Origin of the sequence: Bacillus sp. H1a (assembly GCF_000633475.1) — a bacterium.
GTDB lineage: Bacteria > Bacillota > Bacilli > Bacillales > Bacillaceae_G > Bacillus_A > Bacillus_A paramycoides.
The window spans coordinates 123,644-146,677 of sequence record NZ_AYMH01000045.1; the positions used below are offsets into that span (position 1 = coordinate 123,644).

The 23,034-nt window shown below is 36.2% G+C and carries 27 protein-coding genes and 1 pseudogene; 22 read left to right on the forward strand and 6 right to left on the reverse strand.

Annotated elements, in window-relative coordinates; genetic code table 11:
- The first annotated feature begins 1 nt into the window (after position 1).
- The 10 genes from sigF (at position 2) to U860_RS0121685 (ending at position 6,951) form a co-directional block, all read left to right on the forward strand.
- Entirely contained in the window at positions 2 to 760 is a 759-nt protein-coding gene (gene sigF, locus U860_RS0121640; RefSeq protein ID WP_025150147.1) for an RNA polymerase sporulation sigma factor SigF, read from the forward strand.
- A gap of 155 nt (positions 761 to 915) precedes the next feature.
- Complete coding sequence (locus tag U860_RS0121645) at positions 916 to 1,017, forward strand: methionine/alanine import family NSS transporter small subunit (RefSeq protein ID WP_002094424.1); 102 nt, start codon at positions 916 to 918, stop codon at positions 1,015 to 1,017.
- 113 nt (positions 1,018 to 1,130) lie between these two features.
- Positions 1,131 to 1,751, forward strand: a complete 621-nt coding sequence (locus U860_RS0121650) for a stage V sporulation protein AA (protein ID WP_002173302.1) — start codon at positions 1,131 to 1,133, stop codon at positions 1,749 to 1,751.
- On the forward strand, positions 1,744 to 2,160 hold the full coding sequence (locus U860_RS0121655; protein ID WP_025150148.1) for a stage V sporulation protein AB: 417 nt from the start codon (positions 1,744 to 1,746) through the stop codon (positions 2,158 to 2,160). The genes U860_RS0121650 and U860_RS0121655 overlap by 8 nt, the downstream gene beginning before the upstream one ends.
- Before the next feature lie 14 nt (positions 2,161 to 2,174).
- On the forward strand, positions 2,175 to 2,633 hold the full coding sequence (gene spoVAC, locus U860_RS0121660) for a stage V sporulation protein AC (RefSeq protein ID WP_025150149.1): 459 nt from the start codon (positions 2,175 to 2,177) through the stop codon (positions 2,631 to 2,633).
- A gap of 13 nt (positions 2,634 to 2,646) precedes the next feature.
- Entirely contained in the window at positions 2,647 to 3,663 is a 1,017-nt protein-coding gene (gene spoVAD, locus U860_RS0121665) for a stage V sporulation protein AD (RefSeq protein ID WP_025150150.1), read from the forward strand.
- A gap of 3 nt (positions 3,664 to 3,666) precedes the next feature.
- Complete coding sequence (spoVAE, locus tag U860_RS0121670; protein WP_000345912.1) at positions 3,667 to 4,017, forward strand: stage V sporulation protein AE; 351 nt, start codon at positions 3,667 to 3,669, stop codon at positions 4,015 to 4,017.
- A 5-nt stretch (positions 4,018 to 4,022) separates the two neighbouring features.
- Positions 4,023 to 4,592: a stage V sporulation protein AE gene (locus tag U860_RS0121675; RefSeq protein WP_025150151.1), complete on the forward strand. Its 570-nt coding sequence runs from the start codon at positions 4,023 to 4,025 to the stop codon at positions 4,590 to 4,592.
- On the forward strand, positions 4,579 to 6,051 hold the full coding sequence (spoVAF, locus tag U860_RS0121680; protein ID WP_025150152.1) for a spore germination protein SpoVAF: 1,473 nt from the start codon (positions 4,579 to 4,581) through the stop codon (positions 6,049 to 6,051). Before U860_RS0121675 ends, spoVAF begins: the two co-directional genes overlap by 14 nt.
- A gap of 96 nt (positions 6,052 to 6,147) precedes the next feature.
- Positions 6,148 to 6,951 carry a Cof-type HAD-IIB family hydrolase gene (locus U860_RS0121685; protein ID WP_025150153.1) on the forward strand — a complete coding sequence of 268 codons (804 nt, stop codon included), beginning with the start codon at positions 6,148 to 6,150 and terminating at the stop codon, positions 6,949 to 6,951.
- A gap of 80 nt (positions 6,952 to 7,031) precedes the next feature.
- Here the strand turns inward: U860_RS0121685 and U860_RS0121690 are convergent, their stop codons facing one another.
- Positions 7,032 to 7,898 (reverse strand): DUF1002 domain-containing protein, encoded by an 867-nt coding sequence (locus U860_RS0121690; protein ID WP_002173296.1) that lies wholly within the window; start codon positions 7,896 to 7,898, stop codon positions 7,032 to 7,034.
- A 187-nt stretch (positions 7,899 to 8,085) separates the two neighbouring features.
- Between U860_RS0121690 and U860_RS0121695 the strand changes: the two genes are divergently transcribed.
- Both U860_RS0121695 and ribT read left to right on the forward strand, forming a co-directional pair.
- Entirely contained in the window at positions 8,086 to 8,523 is a 438-nt protein-coding gene (locus U860_RS0121695) for a peptidylprolyl isomerase (RefSeq protein ID WP_025150154.1), read from the forward strand.
- Positions 8,524 to 8,977: 454 nt separating this feature from the next.
- Positions 8,978 to 9,346, forward strand: a complete 369-nt coding sequence (ribT, locus tag U860_RS0121700; RefSeq protein ID WP_002173295.1) for a GNAT family N-acetyltransferase RibT — start codon at positions 8,978 to 8,980, stop codon at positions 9,344 to 9,346.
- Between the two features lie 20 nt (positions 9,347 to 9,366).
- On the opposite strand, the gene U860_RS0121705 is transcribed toward ribT, so the two are convergent.
- Entirely contained in the window at positions 9,367 to 9,885 is a 519-nt protein-coding gene (locus U860_RS0121705) for a DUF309 domain-containing protein (RefSeq protein ID WP_025150155.1), read from the reverse strand.
- A gap of 99 nt (positions 9,886 to 9,984) precedes the next feature.
- Positions 9,985 to 10,080, reverse strand: a complete 96-nt coding sequence (locus tag U860_RS33920; RefSeq protein ID WP_000510194.1) for a YjcZ family sporulation protein — start codon at positions 10,078 to 10,080, stop codon at positions 9,985 to 9,987.
- Positions 10,081 to 10,249: 169 nt separating this feature from the next.
- Here U860_RS33920 and U860_RS0121715 point away from each other — a divergent pair, with 169 nt between their 5' ends.
- From U860_RS0121715 to phnF, 6 genes are all read left to right on the forward strand, one after another.
- A complete protein-coding gene (locus U860_RS0121715; protein ID WP_025150156.1) occupies positions 10,250 to 10,993 on the forward strand; it encodes a segregation/condensation protein A in 744 nt (247 codons plus the stop codon).
- Between the two features lie 172 nt (positions 10,994 to 11,165).
- Positions 11,166 to 11,738 carry an SMC-Scp complex subunit ScpB gene (gene scpB / locus U860_RS0121720; RefSeq protein WP_025150157.1) on the forward strand — a complete coding sequence of 191 codons (573 nt, stop codon included), beginning with the start codon at positions 11,166 to 11,168 and terminating at the stop codon, positions 11,736 to 11,738.
- Positions 11,739 to 11,816: 78 nt separating this feature from the next.
- Entirely contained in the window at positions 11,817 to 12,719 is a 903-nt protein-coding gene (locus U860_RS0121725) for an MBL fold metallo-hydrolase (RefSeq protein WP_025150158.1), read from the forward strand.
- Between the two features lie 210 nt (positions 12,720 to 12,929).
- Entirely contained in the window at positions 12,930 to 14,072 is a 1,143-nt protein-coding gene (gene nagA, locus U860_RS0121730) for an N-acetylglucosamine-6-phosphate deacetylase (protein WP_025150159.1), read from the forward strand.
- Positions 14,073 to 14,076: 4 nt separating this feature from the next.
- Positions 14,077 to 14,865: a glucosamine-6-phosphate deaminase gene (gene nagB / locus U860_RS0121735; RefSeq protein ID WP_002173289.1), complete on the forward strand. Its 789-nt coding sequence runs from the start codon at positions 14,077 to 14,079 to the stop codon at positions 14,863 to 14,865.
- Positions 14,795 to 15,526, forward strand: a complete 732-nt coding sequence (phnF, locus tag U860_RS0121740; protein ID WP_071718750.1) for a phosphonate metabolism transcriptional regulator PhnF — start codon at positions 14,795 to 14,797, stop codon at positions 15,524 to 15,526. Before nagB ends, phnF begins: the two co-directional genes overlap by 71 nt.
- Positions 15,527 to 15,600: 74 nt before the next feature.
- On the opposite strand, the gene U860_RS0121745 is transcribed toward phnF, so the two are convergent.
- Entirely contained in the window at positions 15,601 to 16,419 is an 819-nt protein-coding gene (locus U860_RS0121745; RefSeq protein ID WP_025150160.1) for a Cof-type HAD-IIB family hydrolase, read from the reverse strand.
- A gap of 165 nt (positions 16,420 to 16,584) precedes the next feature.
- On the opposite strand from U860_RS0121745, the gene glcT reads away from it, so the two are divergent.
- The 4 genes from glcT (at position 16,585) to ptsP (ending at position 21,947) form a co-directional block, all read left to right on the forward strand.
- On the forward strand, positions 16,585 to 17,433 hold the full coding sequence (gene glcT / locus U860_RS0121750) for a ptsGHI operon transcription antiterminator GlcT (RefSeq protein WP_002173286.1): 849 nt from the start codon (positions 16,585 to 16,587) through the stop codon (positions 17,431 to 17,433).
- 339 nt (positions 17,434 to 17,772) lie between these two features.
- Positions 17,773 to 19,836 carry a PTS glucose transporter subunit IIABC gene (gene ptsG / locus U860_RS0121755; protein WP_025150161.1) on the forward strand — a complete coding sequence of 688 codons (2,064 nt, stop codon included), beginning with the start codon at positions 17,773 to 17,775 and terminating at the stop codon, positions 19,834 to 19,836.
- A 135-nt stretch (positions 19,837 to 19,971) separates the two neighbouring features.
- A complete protein-coding gene (ptsH, locus tag U860_RS0121760; RefSeq protein ID WP_000411079.1) occupies positions 19,972 to 20,235 on the forward strand; it encodes a phosphocarrier protein HPr in 264 nt (87 codons plus the stop codon).
- Positions 20,235 to 21,947 carry a phosphoenolpyruvate--protein phosphotransferase gene (gene ptsP, locus U860_RS0121765; protein ID WP_002173284.1) on the forward strand — a complete coding sequence of 571 codons (1,713 nt, stop codon included), beginning with the start codon at positions 20,235 to 20,237 and terminating at the stop codon, positions 21,945 to 21,947. Before ptsH ends, ptsP begins: the two co-directional genes overlap by 1 nt.
- A 96-nt stretch (positions 21,948 to 22,043) precedes the next feature.
- Here ptsP and U860_RS31835 read toward each other — a convergent pair.
- Positions 22,044 to 22,401: pseudogene (locus U860_RS31835) on the reverse strand (DUF3915 family protein).
- A 197-nt stretch (positions 22,402 to 22,598) separates the two neighbouring features.
- Complete coding sequence (locus tag U860_RS0121775) at positions 22,599 to 22,817, reverse strand: hypothetical protein (RefSeq protein WP_002173282.1); 219 nt, start codon at positions 22,815 to 22,817, stop codon at positions 22,599 to 22,601.
- Positions 22,818 to 23,034: the final 217 nt, after the last annotated feature.

Here is a 23,034-nt window from a genome sequence, read left to right on the forward strand (position 1 = left end):
TATGGACATAGAGGTCAGAAATGAGAAGAAGAAACCTCAGTTAAAGGACCACGAGCTAAAAGCGTTAATTCAAAAAAGTCAAGATGGAGATCAACAAGCGAGAGATACAATCGTTCAAAGTAATATGCGTCTCGTATGGTCGGTTGTGCAGCGATTTCTTAATCGAGGGTACGAACCAGACGATTTATTTCAAATTGGATGTATTGGGCTCTTAAAATCGGTAGATAAATTTGATTTATCTTTCGACGTGAAATTTTCAACATATGCAGTTCCAATGATTATTGGTGAAATACAACGGTTTTTACGTGACGATGGATCTGTGAAAGTAAGTAGATCTTTAAAAGAAACAGGAAACAAAATTCGAAAGATGAGAGACGAGCTTTCGAAAGAATTTGGAAGAGCCCCAACGATTAATGAAGTAGCGGAGGCTCTTGAACTAACGCCAGAAGAAGTCGTTTTGGCACAAGAAGCGAGTCGTGCTCCTTCATCAATACATGAAACTGTGTATGAAAACGATGGAGATCCAATTACTATTTTAGATCAAATTGCAGATCAATCTGAAACGAAATGGTTTGATAAAATTGCTTTAAAAGAAGCAATTAGAGAATTGGATGAACGAGAACGTCTAATTGTGTATTTGCGTTATTATAAAGACCAAACCCAATCAGAAGTAGCGGAGCGCATAGGTATTTCGCAAGTACAAGTTTCAAGGCTTGAAAAGAAAATATTGAAACAGATGAAAGATCGAATAGATGAATAGCTATCTATTCGATTTTTTTTTGTTGTAACGTATGGTTGGTCGATAGCTGCAGCATTTCTTGTTGTTGCGATAGTAATTAGCTTAAAAAAGTGGAATGCACAAATATATTCAGATTCTGCACAGCTTGAAAAAGAATGGAAGGACCGAGGTGTTTCATGATGAGTGGATCAGCGATTATGATGATGGTTATTGGTATGGTAGTTATTTGGGGAGGACTCGCATTAAGTATTGCAAATTTATTTAAGAAAAAGGCGTAGGTTAAAACATCTGTACCGAAACGGTACAGATGTTTTTTATGAAAAAACTGTATTAGAAAAAATTCCAATAACCATACTACAACTACGAGGAAGAGTGAAGGGGTGATTGGAAGTTGGAACAAACGCTTTATATTAAAATGCGAAATCGCTTAAAAGTTTCTCCTACTTATGAAGTAAAGCTGGGTGATGTTGCTCAACTTGCCGGAGATTCTTTGATAGTTGAGTCGTTACAAAATGAGATAGTTTACAAAATAACAGCGCATGATAAAACGCACGTTGTAATTGATGTTATGAAAGTGATTGAGATTATTCAACAAAAAGCGTCCCATATACAAATTAATTTACTTGGTTCTGGACAAACTCTTGTTGAAATTATATACGAAAAAAAGAAAGTGCACCCGGTTTTCTTCGGACTTGTATGGTTGTTGCTTTTCATTGGCGCGGCTCTTGCGATAATTTATTTCCATGAAGATGTTAGTATGCAACAAGTACACCAACGGTTATATTACATGATTACTGGAGAATTTAAGGCACAACCGCTATTATTTCAAATTCCATATTCATTAGGTCTTGGATTAGGGATGGTCTTGTTTTTTAATCATGTATTTCAAAAGCGAATCAATGAAGAGCCTAGTCCATTAGAAGTTGAGATGTTTCAGTATCAGCAGTCACTCGATCAATATGTTATCGTTCATGAAAATAAGGATAATACGAAACAGATTGCCGATGATTGAGTTTGGATTTGTAGTTTTAATTGGTTTAGCTGGAGGCATTGCGGTAGGTAGCGGATATGTTGCATTTTTAGCTGCGCTTGGTATTATCCCACGTTTAGCTCAATTAACGAGAAGTGGAAAGCATATTCGATATTTTGAGTGGGCAGTCATTGCAGGTACTTTAATAGGGGCTTGGTGTAGTTTGAAAAATATTACATTTCAAACGTCACAATATTGGCTCGTAATACTGGGATTGTTTTGTGGCACGTTCATTGGAATGCTTGCTGCGGCATTAACAGAAGTGTTAAACGTTTTACCTATTTTAGCGAAACGGGTAGGGGTAGAGGGGAAAATTGTTATTTTGCTCGTTGCTCTTGTACTTGGAAAAGTAATAGGCTCATTATTTCACTGGATTTATTTCGTAAAGTAGGAGGCAATATATAAATGGCACAACGAAAATTGAAGGATGATTACATAAATAAAGTGAAGGAGTACCATCCAAAACCGAACTATTTGATAAATTGTGTAAAGGCATTTCTTGTAGGTGGACTCATCTGTATGGTGGGAGAGGTATTGATGAAATTCTATATACATTACTTTCATTTTAGCGAACAAGAGGCAGGGAATCCTACAGTTGCCACTCTTGTCTTATTATCGGCGATTTTAACAGGATGTGGTGTATATGATAAGATCGGGCAGTTTTCTGGAGCCGGATCAGCAGTACCAGTTACTGGATTTGCGAACTCTATGGCGAGTGCTGCACTAGAACATAGGAGTGAAGGGATTGTTCTTGGGATTGCTACTAATATGTTTAAGATTGCAGGCAGCGTCATTGTGTTTGGAGTCGTCGGTGCATACATTATCGGGTTAATAAGATATACATTTAAAATTTTAATGTCTTAAAGGAGGGATAGGTATGAGGTTGACAGGAAAACAAACGTGGGTATTTCAAAATGATATCTTCGTGAATGCAACTGGTACTGCCGTTGGTCCGAAAGAAGCTGAAGGCCCTCTTGGAAAGGATTTTGATATTTCATATGCTGACTTACATTGTGGAGAGGAGAATTGGGAACTTGCTGAGCGAAGGTTAATGTCAGACTCGATTCAACAAGCGATGCAAAAAGGAAATATAAAAAAATCGCAAATTGATTTCTTTTTAGCGGGTGATTTATTAAATCAAACAGTGACCGCAAATTATGTTGCTCGTGAGTGTGGTATTCCTTTTTTAGGAATGTTTAGCGCTTGTGCGACGTCAATGGAAACTTTAGCGGTTGGAGCAGCCTTTATAGACGGTGGATTTGCGAATCGCATCTTAGCTACAGTAAGTAGTCATAATGCGACGGCTGAAAGACAATTTCGTTATCCAACAGAGTATGGAGGACAAAAGCCAGGAACAGCAAATTCAACGGTTACTGGAGCAGGATCCATATTAATTAGCAATGAAGAGAGTGCAATTAAAATAACAACAGCTACGATTGGGAAAGTACAGGACTTAGGAATTGCGAATCCTTTAGATATGGGATCGGCAATGGCACCAGCTGCTGCTCATACAATTCAACAGCATTTTGAAGATTTAAGAAGAAGTGCCGCTGATTATGATTTGATTGTTACGGGTGATTTATCAGCTGTTGGGACACCAATTGCGAAACAACTTTTACTTGAGGAAGGATATAATCTCGGGAATATATACAATGATTGCGGATTAATGATTTACGATTCGAGTCAGGAAGAAGTGTTTGCAGGTGGTAGTGGCTGTGCTTGTTCAGCGGTTGTAACGTACGGGCATTTATTACGTGAGATGCAAAAGGGGAATTTACAACGAATTCTTGTTGTTGCTACTGGAGCATTATTAAGCCCGATGATGATGCAACAGAAGGAAACGATTCCCACAATCGCGCACGGTGTTGTATTTGAAAGAGTGAAAGGAGAGTGAATTGTGGATTTTATATATGCATTTCTTGTAGGCGGAGCTATTTGTGTAATTGGACAAGTGTTGCTAGACTTCGCCAAGTTAACACCAGCTCATTTAATGGCAACTTTTGTAGTCGTTGGGGCTATATTAGATGGATTCGGATTGTATGATAAGCTTATAAAATTTGCGGGTGCTGGGGCAACGGTCCCTATTACAAGCTTTGGGCATTCACTACTGCACGGAGCAATGCATGCGGCAGAAAAACATGGATATTTAGGAATTGGAATCGGTATGTTTAGCTTAACGTCAGCGGGTATTTCAGCAGCAATATTATTTTCATTTTTTGTAGCACTTATATGTAAACCGAAAGGATAAATCAAATGAGACGAAGGGTTGTTTTGGTCACAGATGGAGATGAATATGCAAAGCGGACAATTGAGCTGTTAACAAAGGAATTTGGGGGAAGGTGTATTTCAGCATCGCAAAGTAATCCAACCAAATTGACAGGGAAGAAAGTTGTTGAGCTTATTATGCAAACACCATATGACCCTGTATTTGTCATGTTTGATGACAGCGGATTTATAGGAGAAGGATCTGGTGAAAAGGCGTTAAAATATGTCGCAACACATAAACAAGTTGATGTACTTGGTATTTTAGCAGTAGCGTCTAATACACATCATTGGGAATGGGCACGTGTAGATGTAAGTGTAGATCGGAATGGGAATTTGACAGAATACGGTGTGGATAAATTTGGACTTCCAGATGGTGAAATTGGCAGGATTAGTGGGGATACGATTTATTGTTTAGATGATTTGAATGTTCCTGTCATTGTGGGGGTTGGTGATATTGGTAAGATGTGTGGAAATGATGAATGGGAGAGAGGCTCACCTATTACTAGAAAAGCGATTCAATTAATTTTGGAAAGGAGTGGGTTTTATGACGAATCCTAAAAAAGTGAATATCCCTATTTCATCTTTTTTAAGTGATAATGAAAATTATTTAAAACAAACGGTTGGACTAGGTGTTACATACGATGTGGGTATTCGTAAATTTCAAATTTTAAATAAAGAAATTGGTGTGTTATTTGTAAATGGACTTTGTGATACAAATTATATTATCCCTATTTTAGAAGAAGCGGTGGATACAAATGAAATAAGGGATGTCGAAGAAAATACAGTGAAGCTTTTAGAGAATCGTTTAATTCATCAACAAGTAAGTAAAGTGAAAACGATGGATGAGGTAATGCTCCAAGTATTGTCTGGACTCATTGTTATATTTGTGGAAGGTGAAACGGAAGCGTTCGCAATAGATGTTCGTAGTTATCCAGGGCGGACACCGACAGAACCAGATACAGAAAAGGTAGTACGTGGTGCAAGGGATGGCTTTGTTGAAAATATCGTTGTAAATACAGCTTTAATTCGTAGAAGGATACGCGATCCACGTCTTCGAAATGAAATGATTCGAGTTGGAGATAGATCGCAAACGGATATTTGTATTACATACGTTCAAGATGTTGCAAATCCAGATTTGGTAAAGATTATAAAGCAAGAATTAAATAACATTGAAGTAGACGGGATTACGATGGCGGATAAAACGGTAGAAGAATTTGTTGTCAAACAAAGTTATAATCCATTCCCGCTTATTCGATATACAGAAAGGCCCGATGTAGCAGCAAATCATCTATTAGAAGGACATGTGCTAGTGCTCGTTGATACGTCACCAAGTGTTATGATTACGCCAACGACATATTTCCATCATTTACAGCATGCAGAAGAGTTTAGGCAAAATCCAGCTGTAGGTACATTTTTACGTTGGATACGTTTTTTAGGCGTTATATTTTCGCTGTTCTTACTGCCATTTTGGTTAGTTTTTGTATTTGATCCAACTCTTTTACCGGAAAATCTTGCTTTCATTGGACCAAATAAGATGACGCATTTACCGATTTTATTACAAGTTTTGATGGCAGAAATTGGACTTGAATTTTTAAGGATGGCAGCTATTCATACACCGACACCGTTGTCATCTGCAGCAGGATTAATTTCTGCCATATTAATTGGTCAAATTGCAATTGATGTAGGTTTGTTTGTACCAGAAGTTATTTTATATGTAGCGGTTTCTATGATTGGATCATTTGCAACGCCGAGTTATGAACTTGGACTTGGAAATAAGGTTGGAAAATTGTTTGTCATTATTTTGACAGGTGCCTTTCATGAGATGGGATTTGTAATCGGAATGACTATATTGATTTTATTTTTAGCGTCTATAAAAAGTTTACAAACACCGTATTTATGGCCGTTTTTACCGTTTGATTGGGGTGCATTAACAAAAGTTTTACTCCGTCCAACTATGTCTAGTTTAAAAGTTCGTCCAAGTATTGTAAGACCTCAAAATGTGCGAAGACAAAAATAAGCGGGATTATGCTCCCGCTTATTTTTTATTGAAAAATTATTGCTTTTTTAACAAAAACCAAACATTTTTTTTGTACAATTAGAGTAGATATTGTGTATGAAAGGGGAAGAGGACATGATTAAATTATTTGTAAGTGATTTAGATGATACGCTCGTTTACAATGTGAATCATATGCAAAAAGAAGATGAACGAGCGCTTTGTTGGCTAGCTGAAAAAGGGACAAATATTTGTTTTGCCTCTGGCCGTTTTACTCACCGAATTAATGAGGCGGTAGAACGGTTTTCGTTCCCGTATTACACAACCGGTTTAAATGGAGCGACAATGTTACTACCGGATGGAAAAGTATTTCATGAATCGAGTTTTGAAGATGGGGTTGCCCAGGAAATATATCGATATATACATAAAAAGGGACTAGCAGATATTGTATGTGCAAATGAGCAGCGATATACAAAAAGGAAGAATGAACATCATCATATTTTTGAAGAGTATATGGGAGTGCATATCGCTGAAATAGAAGCATTAGAAGAGGAATTCGGGAAGACTGTACATCCTGCGAAGTTGTTTGTTTTTGGGGGTGAAGAGAAAATTGTAGCATTAGATCAAGAATTACGAGATACATTTCATAGCGAAGCGGAAGTTTTTATATCGGGTAAGCGCTACGTTGACATTATGCCAAAGGGAGTAAGTAAGGGGAGCGCTCTGAAGCGATTAATGGAATATTTAAAAGTTGAGGCAAAGGAAGTCGCGTGCATTGGTGACTCTTTTAATGATATTTCTATGTTTGAAGTAACTCCGCACTCGTTTACTCTTCATCATGCTCATCCGTATGTGAAAGAGAAGGTAAATCATGTTGTTCGTTCGGTTGAAGAGGCTATTATGAAATTACCTTTGCTCGTATAAAGTGAAACCTTAAATCCTGCTAATTATTAGCTCAGACGCTCGTTAATGCAAAATAAAAAAGCTCGTCAAAGACGAGCTTTTTACTTAAATAATGATTTAACAAAATCAATGATACTAGAGAAGAAATCTTTTACTTTATCTAAGAAACTTTGTCCTTCTTCAGATCCTAAGAAGGCTGATACATGGTCTTTTGCTTTGTTTAATTGGCTACCAACTTGGTTCCAATCAATATTAAGATTTTTCATTTTATCAAATAACGCTACTAAGTTATCCAACTGTTCATCTGTTAATGTAATACCGAGTTGATCAGCAATTTTTTTTATTAATGAACGTAAATCTTCAGTAGTTTTTGGCTGTTCTTTTGCAATTTCTTCTTTAATTTTTGCAACAAGTTGAACTGCTTTTTCTTCACCGATTTTATCACCAAGTTTTGCTGTTTGTACCATTTCTTCATTGGCTACTTTTTTAACATCTTCTGGAATTTCTTTGTTCGATGTTGTTTCATATGCCTTCATTAAACCGGTTAAAGCAGCGGTTCCAGAAACTTTAAATGGTGCAGTAATTTGAATCTCTGCATCTTTCACACCTGCTGTAATAAGTGCATTTGTGTACATTGCATCTGTTATCGAATTAATGTTTTTTGAGCGTACAATGAGACCTGACCCTGGTTTTGTGTATGTAATCATAGAAGAGGAAATTGCTCTCGTACCAATTTGTGCTTTTGGAACAATTCCTTCTAGAAATTTATGTTCTTCCGCATTAGACACAGTAATAATTGTAGCATCTTTTGGTGCTTTCATTTCTTTTAACAGATCTTGTTTTTGTTGTTCAGATAAGTTTTCTCCTAGTGTAACAATTGATTCTCCCTCAATGATGTCTGCAAATGAAGCTGTTGGCATAATAAATACTGCTACAGCTAATAGCAGAGCTAGTAATTTCGCTTTCACGAAAAATCGCTCCCTTTCTCTTTCTAAAATTTTCGGGCAACACAGTTATTATAGTATATTTTTCTTATTTGTCACCTAGCTTTTTCCACATTTCAAAAAAGAAGTATGCAGATTGTCGGATTCTTTTTGTTTCTCGTCATGAATATGGTAATATAGTGCTGAGATAGTTGAAAGGAGACATATACGTATGAAAACTTTAGGATACATATTAATGGAAAATGGTGAAAAAATCGAATTGGAATTTTTCCCAGAAGAGGCACCGAAAACAGTAGAAAACTTTAAAAAATTAGCAGAGCAAGGATTTTATGATGGTGTGACATTCCACCGCGTTATTCCTGGCTTCGTAAGCCAAGGTGGAGACCCAACAGGCACAGGTGCAGGTGGCCCAGGTTACTCTATTCCATGTGAAACTGATGGAAACCCTCATAGACACGTTGTTGGCTCACTTTCTATGGCACATGCTGGCCGTAATACAGGTGGTAGCCAATTCTTTGTTGTTCATGAGCCACAACCTCATTTAGATGGCGTACATACAGTGTTTGGTAAAGCGACGAGCGGTATTGAAACAGTATTAAACATGCGTCAAGGCGATGTAATGAAAGAAGTTAAAGTTTGGGAAGAATAAGGTATGAAAAAAGAGAGCTTTTGCTCTCTTTTTATGTTTAAAATAGGAATGGGTATTTCCGCTACAGTACATGGTACAAGTAGCACTTTGATTATTGCTAAAATATAGTGCTTATGAGAACAAACTTTTAACAAATTACATAGAATACATTAGATTATATGTGTCAAAAAATATTTTTATTATATGAATTTTGCTAGAATTACGTTGTTCTACGGGGATGAGTAGCACGTGTTTCTGTTAACTTTCATGTAGTATGGTCTCTTTTTTTGAAAATCTACTTAGAACGAAATAGTGCGAAAACATGTATTTGACTTTCTTCTTTTCACTTTGTATGATTATCAAGTTGTTTTAGGCTCTTCTCACTCTGTTGAAAATATTGTAAAATGTATGTGATATGAAAAGAGTGATTGATGGGATTAATAGTTTATAACTTTTGTAAGAAGGGATAAGGGTTATGTTAATTCGTTTTAAAAAAAGTTATGAAAAGATTGCAATGGGGCTTCTTTCATTTATGCCAACTGAAAAAGATGTGAAAACATTACAATTGACAATGAAAGAGTATGAAACAAAAGATGATTGGCAACTGTATTTGTGGAAACAAAACGAAGATTTTGTTGGGATAATGGGGATTGTAAAAAAAGAGAATCATGTATTAGAAATTCAGCATTTGAGCGTGAACCCGTCTCACCGTCATATGGGGATTGGGACGAAGATGGTTCAAGAACTTAAGATTAAATTTCTTGAGTTTACAATTTGCGGAAATGAGCAAACAGCAAGTTTTTGCAAAAAGTGTAAAGAGCTTGAACAAAATATACATTCATGAAAGCAGGGATAAGTAGTTTATTATCTCTGCTTTCTTTTTTGTAGTTGTTCGTTTCGTTCAGAAATGACTTCTGTTCGATCACGTAATGTGTGCTTATTCATAATGTATTCACCAGGAATGGCGTTCGCATCTTTCCAAAATAGCCCTTGTTTCTTACATAACTGTATGCAATGACTTTCCAATGAAGCGTCTAATAATGGTAAAAATAACGGAGCGAAATTTTCTTTTTTATGGATAGATTGTAATCTTTCATTTAATAAGAATATTAGCTGTTTATGATCTATTCCTAATTGTTGTAATGACGCACTGTTCTTTTCTAAAAGTGCTATTGAACTTTTTATCATTTTCTCTGCGCCATTCCAGTTGGAGCGTCTTTGATGATATAAAGAAACCGCAATTTGAATGAGACCAACTAAGTAATTGTCACGCTCTCCTCTAGGTTTTAATTTCCAATACTCTTCTAGTATTTCATGACATTCAAAATAATCATAATCTCCGTGAAAATGAATTAAAAATTGTATGTATTCGGTAGGATACATTTTTTTCGCCCCTGTCTAACTATTATATGTACAGTGTATCATAGAAATATTAACAATAAGCGACTAGGGAATTTTCCTTAGTCGCTTTATTGCCTCATGTTAGCAGAAGCAAGCCGCTCCTACAATGATTAGTAAAATGAACAGTACAACAAGTAATGCGAATCCACCGCTAAAACCGCAATCAACGTGACCCATAGTTTTTTGACCTCCTACATTGTTCTTACTACACTGTTATCATATGAAGCGGTGGGCATTATGACATGGGCATAGGTCTATTTTTAATTAAATTTCTTAAAAAGGTTGGATAGAACATGAGTATGCTCTATACTTATGTTGTTATAGAAAAAATGTGGTGGGATGCTTTGTGCAGTATAATTTTAAAGTAGAGGCATTTGAAGGGCCTTTAGATCTATTGTTACATTTAATACATCGTTACGAAATTGATATATACAATATTCCTGTAGCGGAAATTACAGAGCAATATTTATCTTATGTCCATACGATGAAAGAATTACAATTAGATGTTGCTAGTGAGTATTTAGTAATGGCAGCAACGTTATTGCAAATTAAAAGTAAAATGTTGTTACCAAAACAAGAAGAAGATGTACCTGATAACGGTGAAGACTTTATGGATGACCCTCGTCAAGAATTGATGGAGAGGTTAATTGAATATAAGAAATATAAGCAAGTTGCTACTGAGTTAAAAGAAAGAGAACAAGAAAGAGCACAGCTATATACACGTCCGCCAATTGATTTTACATCATTTCAACAAGAAGAGGAGACAAGCTTACCTCTTGATGTTACATTATATGATATGTTAGCGGCATTTCAAAAGCTAATGCGTCGTAAAAAAGCAAAGAATCCTGTAACAACACGAATTACTCGTCAAGAAATACCAATTGAAAAGCGAATGACTGATATTCTACAACAGTTAGAAACAAAAGGCGGTCGTCAAAGCTTTTATGATTTGTTTGTTGATGAAGAACGAGAAATAATGGTTGTAACATTTTTAGCGGTTCTTGAGCTGATGAAAAATCAACAAATTATTATTGAACAAGAGCATAATTTTGATGAAATTTTCGTATCAAGCTCTAATAAATCCGTATAGATTCATTATAGCTTATTAGGGTGGAAAATGAGAGGGAAATACTTTATCTCATGATCGTTTTTAGTGTATCGTTTGGAACAAGAAAAGAAATATTGAACCGAACGCATTGACTGTGATTCGGTTTTTTTTATGTGTATTTTTTTGGAAAAGGCAGGAGGAAGGAGTTCGTAAAATGGATAGAAAAGAACAAAAAGCAATTATTGAAGGACTTTTATTTGTTGCCGGTGATGAAGGGATTTATCCAGAACAAATAGCGAAAGTTCTTGAAATTGAAGTGGAAGAAGTAAGAAACAGTATAGAGGAAATGCAAACGGAATGCGAAGGAACGCATCGCGGCTTGCAAATTGTGCAATATGCAAAAGTATATCGTTTTGCAACAAAGAAAGAGCATGCTTCGTATTATCAAAAATTAATGGATACCCCAACCGCGGCTTCACTTTCTCAAGCAGCTCTTGAAACGTTGGCAATCGTTGCATATCGTCAACCGATTACAAGGACAGAAATGGAAGAGATTAGAGGTGTGAAAACGGACAAGGCATTACAAACGTTAGTTTCGCACTTACTTATAAAAGAAACGGGAAGAGCGGAAGGCCCAGGGCGTCCTATCTTATACGGAACTACGAAAGAATTTTTGGATACGTTTGGATTGAAAACATTAGATGATTTGCCATCGCTTTCTGAAGAAAATGAACAAATGAATGAAGCAGATTTATTCTTCGGTTCTTTACAGGAATTATCAAAATAAAAGCTTAGCATTTTGCTAAGCTTTTTTTGTATATCAATTACAGGGCGTGCCATACTAAATGAAAAAAGGAGACGAGTTATGAGAGGTGTACGGAGTATTCTATTGTTGGTTTCTGTTTTATTATGTTTTTCGCTAAACAGCGCATCGGCTAAAAGATATATGATGACTATTCATACTGCGTCTCCTTTACATATGCAACGGCAACATTTAGGGAAAATGAAAGTGAGTTTTTTAAAAGTTGGACAAGGTGATGCGACACTTATTACCTTGCCAAATGGCCAAACGATGTTAATTGATGGAGGGCCTTATGAAGCGGGAGAGGTCATTATTCAAAAACTAATTGAAAAAGGGATTAACCACTTAGATGTTATTGTAGGTACGCATCCTGATATGGACCATATAGGTGGACTTATTCCGATTGTAGAACAAATGCCAGTCTCACTCGTATTAGATAGTGGGAAAACATATAGTTCATTTACTTATCATACGTATCGGAATAATATTAAAAAAAGGGGCATACCTTTCGTCTCAGTGAAGGAAGGACAATATATACCGTTAGATCCACATGTTTCTATACAGGTGTTAAACAATGGGAAATCGAAAGATGAGAATAATGAGTCTTCAATTGTTTTAAAAATTCGATATGGTAAAGCAGACTTTTTATTAATGGGTGATGCTGATGTACGGACGGAAAATGAAATATTAAAGCAATTTGATGTACATGCAGATGTATTAAAAGTGGGGCATCATGGCTCGTATACTTCAACGAGTGAAACATTTTTAAAAAAAGTAGATCCACAATTCGCTATTCTTTCATACGGGAGTAAAAATCCGTATGGACATCCTCATCAAAGTGTAGTGAGACGATTAAAACATCGCGGTATAATGCTATATGGAACAAATAAGCGAACAGTAGAAATAGAAACAGATGGTGAACATATTGCAATGTGGTCGAGCGGCTTGATGCCATTACTTAAGTAACTAATTATATAAGAGGTTATCTTCCCTTTTTGGAAAAAATGAATAACATATATTATAATTGAGAGAGAAATAATTAATTTCCTTTTTTGCTGAACAAAGAGGAAATTTCATTAGAATGTATAGACAACTACTCGTGTGTATATTAAGATGGAATTAGGCGAATAAGGTAATAATAACAAGTAGGTATTTCATGGGAAAGGATCGATGAAAATGAAAACGCAAGTTGTCATCAATGCCAAAATTTATACAGGTCAAGAAGTAGTGGAAAACGGATTTATTCGTTACGCAGAAACAATTAAAGAAATTGGTTTGATGGCTCAATATGTCTCACAAGAAAATGAAACTGTTTTAGATGCTGCAGGGAAGATTGTGATTCCAGGTATGATTGATGTTCATATTCATGGTGGGTACGATATTGATGCGATGGATGCAAATAGCGATGGATTAGTAACTCTTGGTAAAGAAATGTTAAAAGAAGGAGTTACAACTTACTTCCCAACAACAATGACACAAGCTCCAGAAGCGATTGAAGCGGCACTAAGTGCTGCGAAGGAAGCGAAAGAAAAAGGAGCACATTTCGAATATATTCACTTAGAAGGACCATATGTTTCAAAAAAACGTGCGGGTGCACAACCACTTGAACATATTGTTCCTGCGAGTATCGAGCAATTTAAACAATGGCAGGAAGCAAGCGGTAATCTAATTAAATTAGTAACATATGCGCCAGAAGAAGAAGGTGCGTTAGAGTTTGAACAGTATCTTGCTGAAACAGGTGTTGTTGGCACAATGGGGCACACAGATGCGATGGATGCACAACTGAAAAATAGAAAAATTACACATGCAACACATTTATACAATCAAATGCGTGGATTACATCACCGTGAACCAGGAGCTGTTGGTCATGTGTTATTAAATCCAGATGTAATGGTTGAAGTAATTACAGATGGCATTCATATTCACCCTGATATGGTGAAATTAGCATATAAATTAAAAGGACCGAAAAAAGTAAGTGTCATTACTGATGCAATGCGTGCAAAAGGTCTTGAAGATGGATTATATGAGCTTGGCGGACAGCCAGTACATGTAAAAGATGGAAGTGCCCGATTAGAAGATGGAACGTTAGCTGGTAGTATTTTGAAAATGGATCAAGCCTTCCGAAATGTAATTGAATTTACAGGATGTTCAATCGAAGACGCAGTACTGATGACATCAGTTAACCAGGCAGAAGAGTTTGGATTAAATAATAAAGGTGCGTTAGTGGTAGGTAAAGATGCAGACTTTGTTGTTATGACTGAAGAATTACATGTATATGATACGGTTCGTTTAGGAACTCATATGAAGGAAGGGAAGTAATTAGATGAAAATTCTTGTTGTAAAAACTCCAGAAGAATTAGCAGAAGCAGGCTATAAGTTAATTGAAGAGGTTGTAAAATCAAAAGAAAATCCAACATTAGGAATGGCTACTGGAAGCTCCCCATTAGGTATTTATGCAGAAATGCGAAAAAATAAACTTGATACAAGTCATGCAACCACTGTAAACTTAGATGAGTACGTAAATTTACCACACGAAGATAAAAACAGCTATCACTATTTCATGCAAGAACAGTTGTTTGATCATCTTCCATTTAAACAAACTTATGTACCAAACGGGATGGCAAGTGATTTAGAGGAAGAGTGCAAGCGTTATGAAGGCATTCTAGCAGCTAACCCAGTTGACTTACAGATTCTTGGAATCGGTGAAAACGGTCACATCGGATTTAATGAGCCAGGAACACCATTTAATTCTCCAACTAACATTGTGGAATTAACAGAATCTACGCGCCAAGCAAATCTTCGCTTCTTTGAGAATGAAGAAGATGTGCCGACTCATGCGATTACAATGGGAATTGGAAGCATCATGAAAGCGAAACAAATTCTACTTGTTGCTATGGGATCTAAAAAGGCAGAAGCTATTAAAGAATTATTGCAAGGTGAATATAGTGAGGTGTGTCCTGCTACAGTTTTACAACGTCATCCGAATGTAACCGTAATCGCAGATCCAGAAGCTCTATCTTTATGCAGTGAGGCGATTGCTGATGAACATCGACAAGTATTCACCATTTCCGATCTATTATCAGATTCAAGAGTGGGTGAAACAGCTAATTGAGGACGGCGAATGGAAGCCGGGAGATAAAATTCCATCTGAGAATGAACTTTGTGATAAGTTCGAAGTGAGTCGTATGACAATCAGACAGGCAATTAATAACTTAGTGGAACAAGGATATTTATACCGGAAACGTGGAATTGGAACATTCGTTCAACTTCCGAAAGTGGAGCAAAAGTTGCAAGGAATGACGGGATTCACAGAAGATATGATTTCTCGTGGTATGAAACCGAGCAGCCAGTTATTGAGCTTCCGCCTAGTTCCAGCTACTGCTAAAATAGCAGACCGGCTGAGAATACAAGAGGGAGAGTCGGTTTATGAAGTGAGGCGTACTCGCTTAGCTGATGACGAACCGATTGCATTTGAGACGACATATTTGTCGCCAACTCTTGTGAATGATATTAACGAAGAAATATTGCAACAATCTTTATATGAACATTTAGAGAAAAAACTAGGCTTTAAACTTGTTCGCGCTACTCAATCAATTGAAGCTTCAATCGCAACAGATAATGAAGCTGAACATCTGCATATTCCTAAAAAGGCGCCTGTACTTGTAATGCGTCAATGGTCATATTCAGAAGGTGAGTTACCGTTAGAGTATGTGAAATGTATTTATCGTGGTGATCGTTATAAGTTTATTACGAACATCGCACGTAACAAGTAATATATTTCAGTTTGTGAAGTACAGTGAACTTTCATGTGTTCAACATGTAAAGAAAATAAAAATACGACTCATCCTTATAAGGATCGAGTCGTATTTTTATTTTCTTCTTTATTATGAGCAAGCACTTGGTTAACTGCATCTTTAACAGCATCGACTACATAGTGAGCATGTTCTTTTACCGCGTCATCAGCCTGAGACATAGCAAAACTGTGAGGAGTTAGAGAAAACATTGGAATATCATTGTAAGAATCTCCGATGCAAGCAACCTCTTCGGGTTGTATTTGAAACTCTTGTAATAAAATGGAGATAGCGGAGCCTTTACTAATATTAGGTGGCATTACATCTAAACACTGTTCTGCTGAAATGAAAGTACTAACTTTCCCCTGAAATTTTTCATCAATTTTTTTTTGAAGAACTTGTAAGCTTTCCTTAGTTCCACCAACAGAAATTTTATTTGGAAAAATTGTATCGTCTATTTTCTGTAACAAATGTGGTTCTTCAACGGAAGTCATCGTTACTTGTTTTTCAAGTTCATGAATAAAAGGTGTCTTTTCTTCAATGTAGTAATTATGCTCATCACTTACATAACGGAAATAAGGGTCTTCGTTCGTCATCGCTAACAAGTCAGGTAGAATACTGGAATCGAATGTTGCAGATAATAGTTGCTTATTTGCATGAGTATATACGAAAACACCATTCACACTAATACGATGAAAATTTGTATTTACAGCTTTCATTAAGTCTGCGATTTCATTATCAAGTCGTCCGGAAGCGAAACAAAGAATAACATTTTGCTCAGCTAGACTACGAAGTGCTGCAATATCTTGTTCGTCAATTAGACCTCCGTGTTGCATCATTGTACCGTCAATATCACTTACAAACATTTTAATCATGTTGCTATCTCCTTTCTATGTACAGTTGCCCTTACATTATACGCATCATATACAAACATGTCTAAAAAATGAATTTTTAACAAATGGTAGATGTTTTACATTGACGACAAAGAAGAATATTCTGTAACATAACAGTAGGCTATTTAAGTACGAGGGTGGTGTTATATGAGTAATTATCTAGAAATTAAAAAAGTTTTAAATAATAATGTCATCATTGCTAGCCATCCTGAACACGAGGAAGTAGTAGTGATCGGTAAAGGAATTGGATTTGGAAAAAAGGCTGAAGATGTGTTGGAGCAAGAACAAATTGAGAAAATGTTTGTTTTAAAAAATGAACGTGATCGAGAACAATACAAACTTTTAGTGCCACATGTGAGTGAAAAGCTAATTGAATTGATGAATGATATTATGTTATACATTCAAGAAAAAGCAGAGTCTCCATTAAATGAACATATTCATATCGCTTTAACAGATCATATTTCTTTTGCAATTAAAAGGCTGAAACAAGGACTTACAATAGATAATCCTTTTTTGGTTGAAACGAAAATGCTATATCCAGAGGAATATAAAATTGCCGAAGGAGTTGTACACCTGTTAAACTCTCGTTTGCAAATTACATTGCCAGAAGGGGAAGTTGGCTTTATCGCACTTCATATATACAGCTCGCTTACAAACTCTGATTTATCTTCTGTTAATCAAAATTCCCGTCTTATTGCACAACTTGTGTCTTTAATTGAAACAAACCTACAAATTACATTAGACCAAGAAAGCATTCATTACTTACGCCTTATTCGTCATTTACAATATGCTATTGAACGGGTAAAAAAAGGCGAAAAAGTAGAAGAGGCACAAAGTTTTGCTGATTTATTAAAATTGGAATATCCAGTCTGTTACAATTTGGCGTGGAAGCTAGTCAAAGTAATGCAGAAAGAATTGCAACTACCTGTATATGAAGCGGAAAGTATTTATTTAACGATGCATTTACAACGGTTAGTGAAAGCAGAGCATGTGTAAAAAGACATATATTTTTGTCTAAAATGAAAACGTTAAAAAAAATGATTGAATCGCTTACAATAGTTATGTATAATAACTATTGCAAAGTTGTACAAAATTCGACAAACACATTAAGGTGAGTAACGAAAACGTTTGCCTTAATTATAGTGAACTTATACGTAATCCTATTTTTGACACGTGTTACTGATTCGATCAGGCATGAGTGGAGAAAAGTAAGGAATGTAAGCTAGAGAAAGGGATATACTACCCTTTGTATAGCTATCGTTCTATCTTTTTTTCCTCATGCCTTTTTGGCGTTTGTCGAAAAGTATCAATATAGATAAGAGAGGAAGGGTTTCCATGTTTAAGAATATCTTTGGTGTTCTTCAAAAAGTCGGAAAAGCGCTTATGCTTCCAGTAGCGATTTTACCGGCTGCAGGTATTTTGCTTGGATTTGGTAATGCATTTCAAAATCCACAGTTAACAAATGTTATTCCTGCTTTAAAAGCAGATTGGTTCGTAATGGTTGCGAAAATTATGGAACAATCTGGTGATATTATTTTCGCTAACCTTGCGTTATTATTCGCAGTTGGGGTAGCAATTGGTTTAGCTGGTGGAGACGGAGTAGCTGGTTTAGCAGCATTCGTCGGCTACTTAATTATGAACAAAACGATGAGTGTGTTCTTAGAAGTAGATAAGTTAGTGAAAGTAACAAGCACTGGAACAGATCCAGTGAAAATTGGATTTGCAGATCCTGCATATGCAAACGTATTAGGAATTCCAACACTACAAACCGGAGTATTTGGTGGTATTATCGTCGGGATAGTAGCGGCATATTGCTACAATAAATACTTCAACATTGAATTACCATCATACTTAGGTTTCTTTGCAGGTAAGCGTTTTGTACCGATCGCGACTGCAACATTCTCTTTAGTAGTAGGTATTATCATGTGCTTCGTGTGGCCATACATTCAAGGTGGCTTAAATACGTTCTCGCATCAAATGATTGATGCAAATAGAACGTTAGCAGCATTTATTTTTGGTTTAATTGAACGTTCACTAATTCCATTTGGATTACATCACATTTTCTATTCACCGTTCTGGTTCGAATTTGGTCAGTACACAAATGCGGCTGGCGAATTAATCCGTGGTGACCAAAAAATCTTTATGGCACAGTTAAAAGACGGCGTAGAATTAACAGCAGGTACATTTACAACTGGTAAGTATCCGTTCATGATGTTCGGTCTTCCAGCAGCAGCTTTAGCGATGTACCATGAAGCACGTCCTGAAAATAAAACATTAGCAGCTGGTATTTTAGGTTCTGCTGCATTAACATCTTTCTTAACAGGTATTACAGAACCACTTGAATTTTCATTCTTATTCGTAGCACCAGTATTATTCGGGATTCACGCTGTATTTGCTGGTCTATCATTTATGACAATGCAAATTTTAGGTGTTAAAATTGGTATGACATTCTCTGGTGGTTTAATTGACTTTATTTTATTCGGTGTACTACCAGGCCGTACAGCATGGTGGTGGGTAATTGTTGTTGGTCTTGTACTAGCAGTTATTTACTACTTCGGATTCCGTTTTGCAATTCGCAAATGGGATTTAAAAACACCTGGTCGTGAAGTAGCAAATGCTAATGACGGTGCAGGAAAAGCAGAAGCAGGTGAACTTCCTCGTGAAGTATTAGTAGCACTTGGTGGTAAAGAAAATATCGCTTCTTTAGATGCTTGTATTACTCGTTTACGTGTTCAAGTTAACGAACAAAAAAATGTAAACAAAGACCGCTTAAAAGAACTTGGAGCAGCTGGTGTACTTGAAGTTGGAAATAACATTCAAGCTATTTTCGGACCGAAATCTGACACATTAAAATCACAAATTCATGATATTATGTCAGGTCGTACACCTCATGTTGAAAAAGAAGAGCCTGTAAAGGTAGAAGAAACTCCTCAAAAAGTTGATGAAAATGAAACAATCGTATCACCAATTGAAGGAAAAATCTTACCGATTACAGAAGTACCTGACCAAGTATTCTCAGGGAAAATGATGGGAGACGGATTTGCAATTGAGCCGACTGAAGGAACAGTAGTTTCTCCAGTAAACGGTGAGATTGTCAATGTATTCCCTACAAAACATGCGATTGGTATTCAGTCTGAAGGCGGAAAAGAAATATTAATCCACTTTGGTATTGATACTGTAAAATTAAATGGTGAAGGCTTTGAAGCACTTGTAGCACAAGGTGATAAAGTGAAACAAGGACAACCATTATTAAAAGTAGATCTTGCATTCGTAAAAGAAAATGCACCATCTATCATTACACCAATTGTCTTTACGAATTTACAACAAGGACAACAAGTCGAATTGAAAAAAGATGGAAATGTTAAGAAGGGCGACAACGCTATTATTGACATTCAGTAGGAATTTGACGCAAAATGTTTATAATTATAATAGGCGATGTGGTTGACCGAACATCGCCTATTATATACAATAGATGATGTAGTACTCACGTCTATACAACTAAAAAAAATCGTAATTTAAAGGAGATAAATTATCATGGAAAAAATCTTTAAAGTAACTAGCGACTCAGGAATTCATGCACGTCCAGCAACTCTACTTGTAAACACTGCAAGCAAATTCGGTTCTGACATTAACTTAGAGTATAACGGAAAAAACGTTAACTTAAAATCAATCATGGGCGTTATGTCTTTAGGTATTCAACAAGGCGCAGAAATTAAGATCACTGCAAATGGTGATGATGCAGCTCAAGCACTAGCAGCTATCGAAGAAACTATGAAAAACGAAGGATTAGGAGAATAATGACTCTTAATATCCAAGGGATCGCTGCATCAAGTGGGATTGCTATTGCAAAGGCTTTCAGACTTGAGAATCCTGAATTTAACATTGAAAAGAAATCAATTACAAACGAAGCTGCTGAAATTGCACGCTTAGACGCTGCGCTTGAGAAAGCAAAATCTGAACTAGAAGCTATTAAGGACCATGCTTTTGCTGAGCTAGGTGCTGATAAAGCTGCTATCTTTGAAGCACATTTATTAGTATTAAATGATCCGGAATTAGTAAATCCAGTAAAAGATAAAGTAAATAGCGAAAAAGTAAATGCTGAATTTGCAATGGATGAAGTTGCATCAATGTTTATTTCTATGTTTGAAAACATGGATAACGAATATATGAAAGAACGCGCTGCGGATATTCGCGACGTAACAAAACGTGTTCTTGCACATTTATTAGGAATTAACTTCTCAAACCCTGGTACAATTTCTGAAGAAGTAATCATCATTGCTGAAGATTTAACACCATCTGATACAGCTCAGTTAAACCGTAAGTATGCAAAAGGGTTCACAACTGATATCGGTGGACGTACATCTCACTCTGCAATTATGGCTCGTTCTATGGAAATTCCAGCTGTTGTTGGTACGAAAGTTGTTATGGAGAAAATCCAAAACGGTGATATCGTAATCATCGACGGTTTAGATGGAGAAGTAATTGTAAATCCATCAGAAGAAACTCTTCGTTCGTTTGAAGAAAAGAAAGCGAAATTTGAAGAGCAAAAAGCTGAATGGGCAAAATTAAAAGACCAAGCTACTGTAACAAGCGATGGACATCACGTTGAGCTTGTTGCTAATATCGGTACACCAAATGACGTACAAGGCATTATCGATAATGGCGGAGAAGGCGTTGGTTTATACCGTACAGAATTCTTATACATGGGCCGTGACAATCTTCCAACAGAAGAAGAGCAGTTCGAAGCGTATAAAGCAGTTCTTGAAGGTGTAAAAGAAGGTCAACCTGTTGTTGTTCGTACACTTGACATCGGTGGAGATAAAGAGCTTCCATACTTACATTTACCAAAAGAAATGAACCCATTCTTAGGATACCGTGCAATTCGCTTATGTCTTGATGAGCAAGATGTGTTCCGTACACAACTTCGTGCATTACTTCGTGCTAGCGTATACGGTAACTTAAAAATTATGTTCCCAATGATTGCAACTCTTGATGAGTTCCGTCAAGCAAAAGCGATCTTATTAGAAGAGAAAGCAAAACTTGTAGAAGCGGGTACAACTGTTTCTGATTCTATTGAAGTTGGTATGATGGTTGAAATTCCAGCTTCAGCAGTATTAGCAGATCAATTCGCAAAAGAAGTTGATTTCTTCTCTATTGGAACAAATGACTTAATCCAATACACAATGGCTGCAGACCGTATGAACGAACAAGTAGCTTACTTATACCAACCATATAACCCATCAATTTTACGTCTTGTAAAAATGGTTATCGATGCTGCTCATAAAGAAGGCAAATGGGCTGGTATGTGTGGTGAGATGGCGGGAGATTCACTTGCTATTCCATTATTATTAGGTTTAGGTTTAGATGAGTTCAGTATGAGTGCAACATCAATCCTTCCTGCAAGAACACAACTAAGCAAGTTGTCAAAAGCAGAAATGGAAACTTTGGCAGAAAAGGCATTAATGATGTCAACTGCTGAGGAAGTTGTTGAACTAGTTAAAAGCATATAATTATAAAAAAACCTGAGTCGATTTGAAATCGGTCTCAGGTTTTTTCTATGAGAAAAGTAAAGCTTATTTTCTTACTATAGAGGATAAGGGACAGAATTAGATAGCGATTGCGATAATATCAGTTGGGCATACACGTAAAATGCCAGTAAAAGTATTTTGGTTTTGATTATTTTGATTGTTCTTATCGTCTTTATTGTTATCTTTGTTGTTATTAGCTAAAGCAGAAAAAAGAGCAACACCGTTACAGAATCCTTCAAAAATTACATTGCGGAATGATTGGTGGCCTCTAATGCTTAAAAGAGAAATTTCTGTTCCAACTGAAATGCTAGCAAGTATGTTACATACAGCAGGTCGTTGTGGTCTAATTTCTTCTCTCTCTTTCTCGGTGGTTGCACACTCTTTCATGATGATGACATTCTCTAAAGTTATCACAGCATCCAAATGATCCAAACATAATCTTCATCACCCGCTTCACACTTATAATCTATGTAAGTTCGGTAGTTCGTGACTGGACAGAGAGTGGAATTCTTTCTAGGGGATTTTCTCATTTTAAACGACTAGATGGGTGTTTATTACGGGATGATGTTTAAAATTGGGAAAATATCATAAAAAAAGTGTAAAGACCACCAAAATGAATGAAATAGGTAATCTTTACACTTTTTTACTTTTATATAAAACGATGATATATACGGGAAGAGCTAAAAGTAGTGGTACGATAGATCGTGAGGTATGTAATCCTTCCTCTAATTGGAACGCTTCTTCCTTTGGGAATTGTAACACTGAAATATTTGCAGCATCGCCAATAAAATATAGAAGCAGTACAGTTACGATGTAACTTAAAAGCGCAATAAAGCTTCCGTATGAATTCAATGAAAATCCCTCTCTTGTTATCTATTTGTTACCATTGTATCATAATTGTAACAAAATAACACGCCTATATTTCAACAATCTAACAAACTTCGACATAAAACGTCATGTATTTTTATATAAAGGAAATGAATTTTATGATTTTACATGTATTAATGTCGAAATATCTAATTTGATATTACGAATATATGACAAAGAAAAGTAATAAAAAACGAAGGTA

Coding starts and splice junctions, on each gene's coding strand:
- ribT (WP_002173295.1), top strand. CDS start 8,978: ATGTTAATTCGTTTTAAAAAAAGTTATGAAAAGATTGCAATGGGGCTT.
- scpB (WP_025150157.1), top strand. CDS start 11,166: ATGGATAGAAAAGAACAAAAAGCAATTATTGAAGGACTTTTATTTGTT.
- glcT (WP_002173286.1), top strand. CDS start 16,585: ATGAGTAATTATCTAGAAATTAAAAAAGTTTTAAATAATAATGTCATC.
- nagB (WP_002173289.1), top strand. CDS start 14,077: ATGAAAATTCTTGTTGTAAAAACTCCAGAAGAATTAGCAGAAGCAGGC.
- U860_RS0121685 (WP_025150153.1), top strand. CDS start 6,148: ATGAAAGGGGAAGAGGACATGATTAAATTATTTGTAAGTGATTTAGAT.
- phnF (WP_071718750.1), top strand. CDS start 14,795: ATGAACATCGACAAGTATTCACCATTTCCGATCTATTATCAGATTCAA.
- ptsG (WP_025150161.1), top strand. CDS start 17,773: ATGTTTAAGAATATCTTTGGTGTTCTTCAAAAAGTCGGAAAAGCGCTT.
- sigF (WP_025150147.1), top strand. CDS start 2: ATGGACATAGAGGTCAGAAATGAGAAGAAGAAACCTCAGTTAAAGGAC.
- U860_RS0121675 (WP_025150151.1), top strand. CDS start 4,023: ATGAGACGAAGGGTTGTTTTGGTCACAGATGGAGATGAATATGCAAAG.
- spoVAF (WP_025150152.1), top strand. CDS start 4,579: ATGACGAATCCTAAAAAAGTGAATATCCCTATTTCATCTTTTTTAAGT.
- U860_RS0121725 (WP_025150158.1), top strand. CDS start 11,817: ATGAGAGGTGTACGGAGTATTCTATTGTTGGTTTCTGTTTTATTATGT.
- U860_RS0121645 (WP_002094424.1), top strand. CDS start 916: ATGATGAGTGGATCAGCGATTATGATGATGGTTATTGGTATGGTAGTT.
- U860_RS0121695 (WP_025150154.1), top strand. CDS start 8,086: ATGAAAACTTTAGGATACATATTAATGGAAAATGGTGAAAAAATCGAA.
- U860_RS0121745 (WP_025150160.1), bottom strand. CDS start 16,419: ATGATTAAAATGTTTGTAAGTGATATTGACGGTACAATGATGCAACAC.
- nagA (WP_025150159.1), top strand. CDS start 12,930: ATGAAAACGCAAGTTGTCATCAATGCCAAAATTTATACAGGTCAAGAA.
- spoVAC (WP_025150149.1), top strand. CDS start 2,175: ATGGCACAACGAAAATTGAAGGATGATTACATAAATAAAGTGAAGGAG.
- U860_RS33920 (WP_000510194.1), bottom strand. CDS start 10,080: ATGGGTCACGTTGATTGCGGTTTTAGCGGTGGATTCGCATTACTTGTT.
- spoVAD (WP_025150150.1), top strand. CDS start 2,647: ATGAGGTTGACAGGAAAACAAACGTGGGTATTTCAAAATGATATCTTC.
- ptsH (WP_000411079.1), top strand. CDS start 19,972: ATGGAAAAAATCTTTAAAGTAACTAGCGACTCAGGAATTCATGCACGT.
- ptsP (WP_002173284.1), top strand. CDS start 20,235: ATGACTCTTAATATCCAAGGGATCGCTGCATCAAGTGGGATTGCTATT.
- U860_RS0121655 (WP_025150148.1), top strand. CDS start 1,744: ATGATTGAGTTTGGATTTGTAGTTTTAATTGGTTTAGCTGGAGGCATT.
- U860_RS0121705 (WP_025150155.1), bottom strand. CDS start 9,885: ATGTATCCTACCGAATACATACAATTTTTAATTCATTTTCACGGAGAT.